This window comes from Pseudomonadota bacterium, assembly GCA_013285445.1.
Lineage (GTDB): Bacteria > Pseudomonadota > Gammaproteobacteria > Xanthomonadales > Wenzhouxiangellaceae > Wenzhouxiangella.
The window spans coordinates 2,964,213-2,976,816 of the sequence record CP053448.1 but is presented as its reverse complement, the minus strand read 5'-3'; the positions used below and the strand labels follow the sequence as shown (position 1 = coordinate 2,976,816).

The window sequence follows — 12,604 nt, the reverse complement described above, 5'->3', positions numbered from 1 at the left end:
TGATCCTTTATGTTGAGCCGTCGAATCGCCGAGCGTGAACGGATCCGCGACTGATTGACATGACGACCCTGCTTGCCATTGGCGACCTGCACCTCGGTCGTCCCAGCGTCGCGCTGCCGAGCGATCTCGGTCAGCGTTCGGATGAGCTGGGTCCGGAGGTTGCATGGAAACGCTGTGTCGACCTGGCCATTGACCGGCGAGTCGACGGCGTCTTGCTGGCCGGTGATCTGGTCGACCGTTCGCGTGATTTCTTCGTCGCCTATGGCCAGCTCAAGAAGGGGCTCGAACGCTTGCTGGATGCGGGCATCCCTGTGATCGCGGTTGCGGGCAATCATGACACCCACGTGTTGCCGCGCCTGGCCGGCGAGCTGCCGGGCCTGAATGTGCTCGGTGCCGGCGGACAATGGCAGCGCTATCAGCTTGATGATGTCATCGTCCTTGGCTGGTCGTTTCACGAATCTCGGGTCAGGCACAGTCCTCTGAAAAGTTTGAAACTCAAGCCCGAAAAGGGGCCCGTAGTGGGGCTTCTGCACTGTGATCGTGATCGTTCCGGCAGCGTGCACGCGCCGGTCTCGAGCGCTGAGCTCGAACAGGCGCCGGTCGATGCCTGGCTGCTCGGACACATCCATCAGCCCGACCAGCTGGATGTCGATCGCCCAATCGGCTACCTGGGTTCGGCCACAGCGCTGCGTGCTTCGGAAACCGGAGCGCGTGGACCATGGCTGTTTCACATCGGCGGGGGCGCCATTGCCGCTGATCATGTGGCGCTGGCGCCCTTGCATTACGAAGCGCTCGATATCGACTGCTCCGACCTGCCCGGTCCTGAAGCGCTGTCGGAACGCCTGATTGGCGTGTGTCGGGAAACCGTCAGCCGCCTGCAGGAGCGCGAGATGCCGCCGACAGCGCTCGGGCTGCGCGTCACGTTGAGCGGGCGGCATGATGATGCCGCAGGAATGGCTGACGAAGCCGGGCGCCTGGCAGAAGAGACGCGCCATTGGCAGGAAGCAGAGACAGCGTGCTTTGTTCAGTCGATGAGCTGCGCAGTGCTGCCGCGCATCGACCTCAGACGCCTGGCCAGCCAGGACGACCCCTGCGCGCTGCTGGCCAGGCGCCTGCTGGCTCTGGAAGATCCCGAATGCGAGGAATACGCGCGCCTGGTTGAGCTTGGCCGCAGGACATTGGTGCCGGTGGTCCGCTCGCGCGAATTTGCGGCGCTAGGACAAGACCTGGACGACAGCGCCGTTGCCGCCTGGCTGGAGCGGGCAGGGCGGATCGCGCTGGCACGCCTGCTCGGGCAGCGGCGAGCGACACGATGAAGCTTGAGCGCATCGATATACGCAGCCTGGCCGGACTGGATGAACCGGTCGCCATTCGCTTTGCCACAGACGGCGTCAATTTCATCACCGGCCCGAACGCATCGGGCAAGTCCAGCATCATTCGCGCCGTCCGTGCCCTTCTCTATCCCGAGCTGACCGAGGACTTTTGCCAGGTTCGAGCGCGCTGGCACATAGGCGAGGCGCTCGTTGACAGTGAGCGCCATGGACGGACCGTGACCTGGACGGATGGCACCCGCCCGATGCCGCCGCCCCAGCTGCCCCCGGCCGAAAGCATCGGAGCCTATCTGATCAGCTCCGAAGACCTGACCCATCTCGGTTCCACGGACAGTCATATTGCGGCCGCCATTCGCACCATGCTGGCCGGCGGTTATGACCTCGACGAACCCGTCGCCACGCCGCCCCTGGCGCCCGCAGCGCGCCCGCAGAAGCGCGCTCGGGAGCTGGCCGAGCTTGGCCGGCGCATCGAGGAAAAGGAGCGGGAGTACGAACGACTCACGGAGGCGGTCGACAGTCTGGCCACATTGAAAGACGAGCTCAGGCGAACCGCGGAGGCAGCGCGCCGGCTTGAGGCCTGTGAAGACGCGCTTGCGCTGGCTGATGCCGTGGCCAGACGCACCGCGCTCGAGCATACCCTGATCGAGGAGTTCCCGGGCGGCATGGATCGCCTGAGCGGTGACGAGCTCTCGCGTCTGGACCAGGCGGAGGAGCGAATTGCCGAGCGCCGCGGCGAGCACGAATTGGTACAGACCGCCCTGACGCGTGCGTCCGGCAAGCTCGAGCGCGGTGGCGGGGTCGATCCGCAGCAGCTTGAAGCGGTGCAGTCGGAGCTGGCCTCTGCCCGCGACCAGCTGGCCGAACTGGAGCGGCGGATCGAGCAACAGGCGGTCGCACTCGAACGTGCCGATGAGGAGCGATCGATCGCCGCAAAGCGGCTGGGTGCGCGCAAGATCACGGCGCTGCCCGAGATCTCGCAGCAGATCCTCGAGGAGATCGAGCGCTATACCGATCGGGTGCTGGCGCGGCGCGAGAAGATCCGTGCGCTGTCGGGAGAGCTTGCGCGCGTCCATGCCCCGGTCAGCGACCAGGGGGTGCTGCCGGACGCCCTGCGGCAGGCACGCGACGCGCTCGCCGACTGGCTCGAGCTGAGCCGCCTTTCGCCGCTTGAGGGCGTGCTCTGGGGCGGGTTGACCGTGTCATCCGGGCTGGCTGGCTGGCGTCTGCTGGGACCGCAGGATGTGCCGGCGCATCCGGAGCTTGTGCTGCTGATCCTGGTTGCGATGGGGGTGCCGCTGGGATTGAGCATTCGTTTTGTCATGCGATTCCGCGCGCTGGGCCAGGCCCGGGCGCAGTTTGAGCAGACCGGTGTCGAGGCGCCGCTGGGATGGAGCGAAGGTGAGGTTGAAACGCGTCTGGAGCGGCTCGAAAAAGAGCTCGAGCTGGCCACACACCAGGCCGTGCAACGGGAACGAACAGCCGATATACGCGAGCGGCTCAATCAGGAACGCGATCTGTTCGAGCAGGCGCGCAAACGGCTGGAAGAATGCACGGGAAAGCTGGGGCTTGATCCGGACAGCCGGCTGGAAACCGGGTTTTTGCTGTGGGCGCGGCACCTGCAGGACTGGCAGCAGGCCGATTGTGCCTTCAGACAGCATCGGGACGAGCTGGCTCGCGCGCGCGAGCAGCATGCGGCCTGCCGCCGGCGCGTCGGCGAACTGCTGCATCGCCATGGCATCGAAGATCCGTCCGAGATCACCAGCCGCAACCTGTCTTCACTGATCCATCAGCTGGCGCCCCGCATTCGTGCCAACGCCGAGTTGCACAATGAGATCAAGGCGAGCAGGCACCGACTCAAGGAACTGGAAGCCGATATCGAGACCCTGCAGGGCCGGGCGCGAGCCGTCTATGAGCAGGCCGGTGTCAAACCCGGGGCACGACGCACTCTGATCGAGCGTCTGGAGAAATTCGAGGAGTGGCGCCAACTCGAGCAGCAGCGACGCGAGCTGTCGACCGAAATCACCCGTCTGGAACAGCGCCTGTCAACGGATGGCGAGTTGCTGGAGCAAGCCCGCAGTCAGCAGCGCGAGGCGTTATCGGAGCGACGTGACGGGTTGGCCGCCGAGGCCGCAACTCGCGATGACATCAATCGTCAAATTGCCTCGATTCAGACTCGCCACGAAGACGCCATCGAGCGACACGAGCTGACCGCGCTGACGCACCAGTATGAAAGCCTGCGCCTGGCGCTTGGCGCCGAGCTCGAGCGACACTTGCTCTCGGCGGCCGGCAAGGCCTTGCTCGATGATGTGCGTCAGGCCCATCAGGCCGACAACGAGCCGGCGGCGCTGCGCGCGGGCGCGCGATGGTTTCAGCACTTTACACACTATCGCTATCGGCTGTTGTTCGAGCAGGGCCGTTTTGCCGCGTTCGATGCGCGCGCTGAACGCGCTGTGGACCTGGCCGAGCTGTCCACGGCAACTCGAGCGCAGTTGCTGCTGGCGCTGCGCCTGGCGTGGATCGAACAGGCCGAACGCAATCGGGAGCCGCTGCCGGTGTTCCTGGATGAAGTATTGACCACCTCCGATCCGGATCGCTATCGTCAGGTGGTCGAGTCGATACAGGAGATTACCGCTGCGGGACGCCAGATGTTCTACCTGACCGCGCAGCCTGGAGAAGCGGCTGCCTGGTCGGAGTGGCTCGGCGAATCTGCCGCGCCCTGCGTGATCGACATGGCCCAGGTGCGACGCGATCAGGTGGCGCCGCTCGAATTGACCATGCCCGACAGCGAAGCACGCCGTCGCGACGTGCCGCAGCCCAACGGCCAGTCGCCTGTCGACTGGGCGCGGCAGGCCGGCATCAACCCGATCAATCCATGGCTGGGCACGGGCGAAGTCAGCGTGTTTCACCTGTTGCACGATGATCTTGCGCTGGCCGCACGGCTGATACGCCTGGAGCTGGGGCGTATCGGCGAACTGACCGGCTACCTGGAAGCCGATTGCGATGAGGCCGTGCTTGACGCCGCAACCCGGAAGCAACTGGGGCAGCGCTGCCACGCCGCAAGTCGGGTGCTCGACGACTGGCGTCGTCGCCATCACCGGCCGGTCGACGCCGGCGCGCTCGATGCATTCGGCCAGATCAGCGATACGTTCATGCCGCGCGTGCTCAAGCTGCTTGAGGCAGTGGGCAATCATCCGGTTGCGCTGGTCGAAGGGCTGCGCGAGGGTCGGGTGGCGCGCTTCCGCTCCGACGTCACCGATGCACTCGAGCAATGGCTTGAGGAAAACGGCTACCTGGCCACAGTGACTGATGACCCGGCCATCACTGCCGCCGAGCTGGCCAGCCTGGCCGGACTCAAGCCTGAAAAGGCCGCCGAGCTCAGGGAGTGGATCGTCAGCGCCATCGATGACCCGCTCTCGGGAGTCGGCGACTGAAACGGTCTGCGGCCGCGTGGCCAAGAGCTCCAGCGCCAGGACATTCTGAACCCGTCGACCGGTGCCGGATCAACAAGGATCAAAGGTTCCGCCCGTAGAACAACTCCTGCATTTCCTTGCGCAGGCGCCGTTCAATCCGGTTGCGTTCGCGCTTTTCGAGCTGGTCGGCGTCGATACCGAACAGGTAGTTGTCCAGGTCGAAGTGCTTCAGTCTCATTTTGGTGTGGAACAGGTTTTCCTGGTAGACGTTGACATCGATCATCTCGTAGGCCTTCTTGGTATCGCGACTGAAGTAGTCCTGAATCGACGTGATCTTGTGATCGATGAAATGCTTGCGTCCACGCACGTCCCGGGTGAATCCGCGCACGCGGTAATCGACCGTGACGATGTCCGACTCGAAACTGTGAATCAGGTAGTTAAGCGCCTTGAGCGGCGAGATCACGCCGCAGGTGGCCACGTCGATATCGGCCCGGAAAGTACAAATGCCGTCGTCGGGATGGCTTTCCGGATAGGTATGAACGGTGATGTGGCTCTTGTCGAGATGACCGACCACCGATTCGGGCAGCGGTCCGGGTGCGGCCAATCCGGCGTCGATGCTGTTGTCGACCGGCTCCTCGGCGATCAGCATGGTCACACTGGCGCCCTGCGGCTCGTAATCCTGGCGGGCGATGTTGAGAATATTGGCGCCGATGATGCCGGCCACGTCAGTCAGAATCTGCGTCAGACGTTCGGCGTTGTAGGCCTCATCGATGTAGGCGATGTAATCCTTGCGCTGCGCTGCGGTGGTTGCGAAACACAGATCGTAGATATTGAAGCTCAGTGCTTTGGTCAGATTGTTGAAGCCGTGGAGTTTGATACGACGTAAGACCATGGTGTGGGGAACCTGTCGCGCGGCTGAAGCCGGTCATTATCGACGATGGAACGGGCTTGTTTCCAGTCCACCCGACATGCGAAACCATGCCGGTAAACTGCGCCTTCGTTTGACGTATGTCACAGACAGGGGCAGAATTGTCCCATTGAAAGGATTTCTGGCACCTATGCCGGCTGATCAAACCACAACAAGACCGATAACAATGCGCGAATTCCAGTTCTATCCGATCGATCGTGAGGCCATGGATCGATTTCTCTCGATCTGCGAGCGTCACCAATACCCGGCCAAGACCACCATCATGCGCCCGGGCGATTCCGGTGAAAGCCTGCTTTATCTCATCGAGGGGTCCGTATCCGTTTCGACTGAGGGTGAAGACGGCCGTGAGCTCATACTGAGCTATCTCAATCCGGGTGACTTCATTGGCGAAATGGGCCTGTTCATGAAGCCGACCCAGCGCGAATCACTGGTGCGCACCCGCACGCGCTGCGAAGTGGCCGAGGTGTCCTACGCACGCCTGCGCGACGCGCTTGACAATGCGCTGCGGTCGCATGCCATCGACATCCTGACCGCGATTGGCTCAAAGCTGGCGCAGCGTTTGCTCTACACCCGGCGCAAGGTTTACCACCTCGCCTTTCTCGATACCCAGGGGCGTGTAGCCAAGGCGCTGATTGATCTGTGCGGAGAGCCGGACGCCATCTCCCACCCCGAAGGCACCCAGATCCGGGTCACACGACAGGAACTCAGCCGAATTGTGGGCTGCTCGCGCGAAATGGCCGGGCGAGTGATGAAGAATCTCGAGGAAGAAGGCATGATCCGGGCATCAGGCAAGACGGTTGTGGTGCTCGGGACCTACAAGGGTCCGCCCGGCTGATTGCGCTGCCGCATCGGGATCGGTCAATGCGGCGGGATGGCCGGCCATTCCCGCCGTAATGCCTCACCACAACAGCAGGACCACCACTGCTGCCACGGCAGCCAGCCCGACCCATGGCAGCCATTTCTTCCAGCTGGCCGCGCCGCTTTGTTCGCCGGCGTCGGGGTCGTGAAAAATGAACTCGACGCGCCCGAACCGGATTCGGTCACCGCTGCCGACGGGCGCATTGGAGACCTTTTCGTCGTTGACGAAAGTACCGTTGGTCGAAAGCAGGTTGACCACGTGCCAGCCGCGGCTGTCCTGAACGAGCCTGGCGTGTTCCGACGAAACGCTGGCGTCATCCAGGCGGATGTCGCAGCGTTCAGCGCGCCCGACCAGCACGCGTGCCGATGGCAGCCTGATTGACTGACCGCTGACCGAGGCACTGACGCCGGTCAATTCGGCGCTGCGGCCGTGCCCTTCACCGGCGCTTGCCTCGCTGATCAGCTTGTCGACTTCATCACGGCTGAAGACCTGCGTGCCCTGAGGCCCCTGGTCCTTGCCGCGCCGCTTTTCCGGTCTTTCATGCTCACTGTTCACGATCATTCCCTCCATGCTTCCAGAATTTCAGACCGAACGGCCAGCGCCGGCGTTGCCGAGCCATCTGCAGTTGTTTCGGGGCATCGATCACGACGACCGAGACATTGTCGCGCGCACCGGCGGCCATTGCTTCGTCGAGCAGCTCACGCACGATGTCCCTGGCCGACGGCTGTTGACGGATGATGGCGGCGATTCGGCCGTCCTCGAGCTCTCCGGACAGGCCGTCGGAACACAGGACGATGATGTCATCCGGCTGCCAGCGTCCACGCGTCATATCGATTCGTGGATCGTCCGAGCCCGACAGCCCGAGACAGTCGGTGAGTACATGGCGCTGCGGGTGACGGGTGGCCTCATCGGGCGTTAACGCACCCGAGGCAACCAGAACGCCCGCCACGTTGTGATCGTGGGTCAGTCTCTCGAGTCGCTGGCTGGCCGGTGCGTAGCGATAGGCACGGCTGTCGCCTACCCAGCAGATCTCGTACTCCTGGCCCTGTTCGGCCAGGGCAACGATCGTGGTGCCCATGTCATTGAGCTCGGGGTGGTCGCGCTGCTCTTCTCGAATGGCCTGGTGAGCCGCCATCACTGCTGTTTGCAGCCCATCGCCGGCGACAAAGCGCTGGTGCACGGTGTCGCGTGCGATCGCGCTGGCCCGGGCGCCGCCCGCGTGCCCGCCCATGCCGTCGGCAACCAGCCACAGCCCCAGTGTTTCGTCGGCCAGGACAGCGTCCTGATTCTCGAGTCGCACCTTGCCGATGTCGCTGACCGATGCTGATCGCGCTAACGGTTGTTGTGCGGAACGGCCTGTCATCATCTATTTATAGCGTAAAATTCTGATCAAAAGCACCACATGCCGGCAACTTTCGCCCGGACTTCGTCCAGAATAGCCGATTTAGGCAATCGGCAGCCAGTGGCCGCCTGACTTCGGAGCAGTGATGACCCAGCACTTTCGCGCTTGCCAATCGGGCTTGCCGGCCCGCGTTCCGGTGCCCATGCCGCGCGCGGGATCTGGTTTTCGGGGTCGGCCGGCTTGTCCCGAATTGCTTGCGTGATGGTTGAGCAGGCTGCAGGAAGCGATCGCGGCTCGGCTTGGCATGTCTGCAAGTTCGGCGGCAGTTCAGTGGCGGAGGCGGCCAACTGGCCCCGAATCGCCGAGCGGGTGCGGGAGGCCCTGGACCGGAAGCAGCGAGTGATTGTGGTGGTGTCGGCCCTTCGCGGCGTGACCGATCTGCTCCAGACGGCGGTTGATACCCGTGATCCGGCCATGCGATCTTCGATTGTCGATGAGGTGCGGACGCGTCACCGCGCGCTGCTGGCCGAGCTGTCCTTGCCGGAGACATTGCTCGATCGCCGGATCAACCCGTTGTCGGATCGACTCGAGCAAGCGGGTTCGAAGGCGCTTTCGCCGGCCGATCAAGCTCATATTCTGGCGGCCGGCGAACTGCTCGGCAGCCGGCTGGCCGTTGCCGTGCTGGAGTCGTCCGGACTGCCGGCGTGCTGGCTGGACCCGGGTGAGGTGCTGACTGCGCAGACGGTGCCCAATTGCAGCGAGCGGGCAGCCTACCTGGCGGCCCGGTGCGCGGCCGGGCCGGACTGGGCGCTGTCGGTGCGACTGGCTCAGCGCCCGCCGGTGCTGGTGATGCCGGGCTTTATCGCCGCCAACCCGCAGGGTGAGCTCGTGCTGTTGGGTCGTGGTGGCTCCGACATCTCGGCGACCACGGTCGCGGCGATGCTGGATGCGGGCCGAGTCGAAATCTTCTCCGACGTGCCCGGTCTGTTCTCGGCCGATCCACGACGTGTACCGGGCGCACGTCTGCTCAGGCAGATCGGATTTCGCGAAGCCCAGGAACTGGCTGCCATGGGCGCCAGAGCCCTGCATCCGGCGGCCCTGATTCCAGCCCAGACCCACGGCATCGAGATCCGGATGCGTCAGACCGACCGGCCCGACATCCAGGGTACTTGCATCACGCCCGCCGCCCGCGATCACGGCGCCCAGGTCAAGGCCATCGTGCAGCGCAAGCCGATCACGCTGATCTCGCTCGAGGATATCGGCATGTGGCAGCAGGTCGGCTTCCTGGCCGCGGTCTTCGAGGTATTTCGCCGCCTGGGCTTGTCGGTCGATCAGGTCTCGACCTCCGAATCCAATGTCACCCTGACGCTTGATCCGGGCGCAAACGTGGCCGATCCGGTCACTCTGGACGTGCTGTCGCTCGAGCTCGGCAAGTTGTGCAGGGTCGAGATTCTGCCCGACTGCGCGACGGTCAGTCTGGTCGGTCGCGGTATTCGTACCATTCTTCACCGCCTTGGCCCGGCCCTGGAGGTGTTCGAACAGCGTCGGATTTTCCAGGTCAGTCAGGCGGCCAACGATCTCAACCTGACCTTCGTCGTCGAGTCGCGTCATGCCGAGCGCCTGGTGCAGCAACTGCATCAGCAGGTCATACCCGGTGGCGTCGGCGGCGACTCGGTCTTCGGCCCGACCTGGGAACAGCTGTTTCGCAACGACGCGGCAACGGTGCGTCCATCGCCGTGGTGGCAAGCCAAGCGTGGGCGACTCATCGAGCTGATGGAGGGCCGAGACAGCGCCTACGTCTACGATCTCGAATCCGTACGCGGCGCCTGCGAACGTCTGTGTTCGCTCCATTCCGTTGACCGTGTGCTCTACTCGATGAAAGCCAATGCCCACCCTGCCATCCTGCAGACGGTGATCGACAGCGGGCTGGGCATCGAATGCGTATCGCTGGCCGAGGCAAAGCACGCGCTCGGCCAGGTCGAAGGGCTCAAGCCGCGCGACCTGCTGTTCACGCCCAACTTCGCACCGCGCGAGGAGTACCGCCAGGCCGTGGCAATGGGTCTACCGCTGACCATCGACAACCTCTACGTGCTCGAGCACTGGGGGGCAGACTTCGCCGGGCAGTCCGTCTTTTTGCGTCTCGACCCCGGCTCGGGCCTGGGCCATCACAAGCTGGTGCGCACTGCCGGCAGCCATGCCAAGTTCGGCATTCCGCTGGCCGACATCGAGCGCGCCAGCCGGCTTTGTCGGGCCCATGACATCCGAATCCGCGGCCTGCACGCCCACACCGGCTCGGGCATCATGCATCCCGACAACTGGCATCGCAGCCTGGAAACGCTCGGCGAAGCGGCGCGGCAGCTCGAGGAGGTCGAGATCATCAACCTTGGCGGTGGCCTGGGCGTGCCCGATCGCCCTGACGAACTGCCGCTGGACACCACGGCCATGGATGGCGGACTGGCGCAGCTTAAAAAACAGCTGCCGCGCCCGATCCAGATCTGGATCGAACCAGGACGTTACGTGGTCTCGCCGGCCGGCGTGCTGCTGGCGCGTATCACCCAGACCAAGGGCAAGGGCGAGGTGCGCTACATCGGTGCGGCGACCGGCATGAACTCCCTGATTCGGCCCGCCCTTTACGGCGCCTGGCACGAAATCGTCAACCTCACCCGCCTGGACGAACCCGGCGACCAGGTCTACAACGTGGTCGGGCCCATTTGCGAGACCGGCGACATTCTCGGGCTCGACCGCCTGTTGCCTGAATCCCGCGAGGGCGACGTGCTGCTGATTGCCAATACCGGCGCATACGGCGCGACCATGGCCTCGAACTACAACCTGCGCGAGCCGGCCGGAGAGATCATTCTCAACTGATCCGCTGACCCGGCGCACGCCGGGTCGATCTGCCGGGACCGCCTGCCGCGAACTGTCCGGGCAGTCGGGCCGGCGTGATGATCGCACCCCGTCATCCCCGTCATCACGAGAGCGCTGCCAGCCTTCGATTGAGTGAAGTCCATCACGGGTTTTTCTGAGCGTCACCAATGAGTCAGAAGCGTGACATCTGCGCTGTATAGGCTGCGCGTCCTGCAACTCGAGCAAGGGGATCGACGCCATGCAATCCGATGGACAGCGACGGGCCCAACTGGTCGCGGCTCTGTGGAACCTCAAACAGGCGGTCAAGAAACACCCACTGCCCGGGATTCCTTACATCCACTTCAACACACTGCTGCGTCAGCCCTCCTACCGGCGCGAAATCCTGGATGCCGCCAATCGCGCCGACAACGAAGAGCTCCGCAGGCTGGCCGCCGAAGCCGAAGCACTCGACACCAACGACTCGACCCTGCTCAACCCAGACGACAAGCGCTGGCTCGAACAGCGTGACCGCGAGATCGCAAGCGCCTATACCGAAGCGCTGGACAAGGCCGGCCGCATCAAGCGCCGCTATGCACTGCTGGCCGGTAGCGTCGTCCTGTCGGTGGTGGTCACCATCGCGGCATGGGTCGCCTGGCAGCAGCTCAATCGCGAGCATATCGTCAGCGGCTCGATTGCGGGTGAAGTCCGGTGGACGGCCGATAAGCGCAGCTACACCCTGGACGGCGTGGTCATGGTCGAACCCGGCAGCCGACTGACGATAGACCCGGGCGTCGTGGTCAAGGGCCGCCCCGGATCGGCGCTGATCGTGGCCCGCGGCGGTTTTCTGCACGCCAAGGGAACGCGTACCCTGCCCATCGTGTTTACCAGCGCCCAGGAACCGGGCATGCGTCAGCCCGGCGACTGGGGCGGCGTGGCTCTGCTCGGTCGTGCACCGATCAATGCCGGCGCGTCGATTATCGAAGGCTTTCCCTCCAGTGACCCGCGCGGCGCTTACGGCGGCAGCGATCCGGGTCATGCCTGCGGCGTGCTCGAGTACCTGCGCATTGAGTATGCCGGTTTCGAGGCCTTTGCCAACAACGAACTCAACGGTCTCACTCTGGGCGGCTGTGGCTCCAACACCGTGATCAATCACATCCAGGTCCATCGCGCGCTCGATGACGGCGTCGAGGTCTTCGGCGGCACCGTTGATCTCAGTCATATCCTGGTCAGCCAGGCTGCCGACGATGCGCTCGATTGGGACGAGGGCTGGACCGGCCGCCTGCAGTTCTTTATCAGTCAGCAGACCGATTCTGGCGACAACGCCTGGGAGGGCGACAACCAGTCCAACAACTCGAATGCCACACCCCGTTCATCACCGACCATCTACAACGCGACGCTGATCGGGGGCAACCGCGGTGCCCAGCGTGCGATGACGCTCAGGACCGGCACCGGCGGGCACTTTGCCAATGTCATCGCCAGCGGGTTCTCGCTGGAATTCGCCGATCTGCGCGGAACAGTGACGCCGTCGCTGATCGATAGCGGCGAGCTGACCTTCGATACTCTGCTGGTGCACGATATCGGCGACACACACACCAGCAGCGGCTTCACCGACGAGTCCGGCGACAGCGATGACGACGGCGGCTTCAACGAAGCCGACTACTTCCTGAATCAGTTAGAGCACTTCTACCTGCGTTCATCCCTGCGCATTCCGACCGCCAGTCGGTCGGCCCGGCAGCCCGCTTTCACGCCAGACGGGCAATTCGAAGGTCGCGCAGCATCACCGCCGAAGGGCGAATTCTGGGACGAATCGGCCGTTTATCCGGGGGCCGTGGCACCAGGCAACGAACAGCCCTGGTATGACGGCTGGACCGCGTTCCCGACCGAATAGCG

The 12,604-nt window shown here is 64.1% G+C and carries 8 protein-coding genes; 5 read left to right on the top strand and 3 right to left on the bottom strand.

The genetic code is table 11. From position 1 onward, the window contains the following. Positions 1-59 precede the first annotated feature (59 nt). Together HND55_13280 and HND55_13275 are read left to right on the top strand one after the other, a co-directional pair. Entirely contained in the window at positions 60-1,316 is a 1,257-nt protein-coding gene (locus HND55_13280; GenBank protein ID QKK03548.1) for a DNA repair exonuclease, read from the top strand. Continuing rightward, entirely contained in the window at positions 1,313-4,762 is a 3,450-nt protein-coding gene (locus tag HND55_13275; GenBank protein QKK03547.1) for an AAA family ATPase, read from the top strand. The genes HND55_13280 and HND55_13275 overlap by 4 nt, the downstream gene beginning before the upstream one ends. A 79-nt stretch (positions 4,763-4,841) precedes the next feature. Here HND55_13275 and speD read toward each other — a convergent pair whose 3' ends face one another. Beyond that, positions 4,842-5,633: an adenosylmethionine decarboxylase gene (gene speD / locus HND55_13270; GenBank protein QKK03546.1), complete on the bottom strand. Its 792-nt coding sequence runs from the start codon at positions 5,631-5,633 to the stop codon at positions 4,842-4,844. 241 nt (positions 5,634-5,874) lie between these two features. Between speD and crp the strand changes: the two genes are divergently transcribed. Beyond that, positions 5,875-6,504 (top strand): cAMP-activated global transcriptional regulator CRP, encoded by a 630-nt coding sequence (gene crp / locus HND55_13265; GenBank protein QKK04109.1) that lies wholly within the window; start codon positions 5,875-5,877, stop codon positions 6,502-6,504. 63 nt (positions 6,505-6,567) lie between these two features. Here the strand turns inward: crp and HND55_13260 are convergent, their stop codons facing one another. Further along, complete coding sequence (locus HND55_13260) at positions 6,568-7,089, bottom strand: FHA domain-containing protein (protein ID QKK03545.1); 522 nt, start codon at positions 7,087-7,089, stop codon at positions 6,568-6,570. Beyond that, positions 7,073-7,894 (bottom strand): serine/threonine-protein phosphatase, encoded by an 822-nt coding sequence (locus HND55_13255; GenBank protein ID QKK03544.1) that lies wholly within the window; start codon positions 7,892-7,894, stop codon positions 7,073-7,075. The genes HND55_13260 and HND55_13255 overlap by 17 nt, the downstream gene beginning before the upstream one ends. Before the next feature lie 234 nt (positions 7,895-8,128). On the opposite strand from HND55_13255, the gene HND55_13250 reads away from it, so the two are divergent. Together HND55_13250 and HND55_13245 are read left to right on the top strand one after the other, a co-directional pair. After that, a complete protein-coding gene (locus tag HND55_13250) occupies positions 8,129-10,735 on the top strand; it encodes a bifunctional aspartate kinase/diaminopimelate decarboxylase (protein QKK03543.1) in 2,607 nt (868 codons plus the stop codon). A gap of 238 nt (positions 10,736-10,973) precedes the next feature. After that, positions 10,974-12,602 (top strand): hypothetical protein, encoded by a 1,629-nt coding sequence (locus HND55_13245; protein ID QKK03542.1) that lies wholly within the window; start codon positions 10,974-10,976, stop codon positions 12,600-12,602. The last annotated feature ends 2 nt before the right edge of the window (positions 12,603-12,604 follow it).

What these genes read in the sequence shown, in the direction of transcription:
- speD (QKK03546.1), bottom strand. Translation starts at nt 5,633, where the DNA reads ATGGTCTTACGTCGTATCAAACTCCACGGCTTCAACAATCTGACCAAA.
- HND55_13260 (QKK03545.1), bottom strand. Translation starts at nt 7,089, where the DNA reads ATGATCGTGAACAGTGAGCATGAAAGACCGGAAAAGCGGCGCGGCAAG.
- HND55_13245 (QKK03542.1), top strand. Translation starts at nt 10,974, where the DNA reads ATGCAATCCGATGGACAGCGACGGGCCCAACTGGTCGCGGCTCTGTGG.
- crp (QKK04109.1), top strand. Translation starts at nt 5,875, where the DNA reads ATGGATCGATTTCTCTCGATCTGCGAGCGTCACCAATACCCGGCCAAG.
- HND55_13255 (QKK03544.1), bottom strand. Translation starts at nt 7,894, where the DNA reads ATGATGACAGGCCGTTCCGCACAACAACCGTTAGCGCGATCAGCATCG.
- HND55_13280 (QKK03548.1), top strand. Translation starts at nt 60, where the DNA reads ATGACGACCCTGCTTGCCATTGGCGACCTGCACCTCGGTCGTCCCAGC.
- HND55_13275 (QKK03547.1), top strand. Translation starts at nt 1,313, where the DNA reads ATGAAGCTTGAGCGCATCGATATACGCAGCCTGGCCGGACTGGATGAA.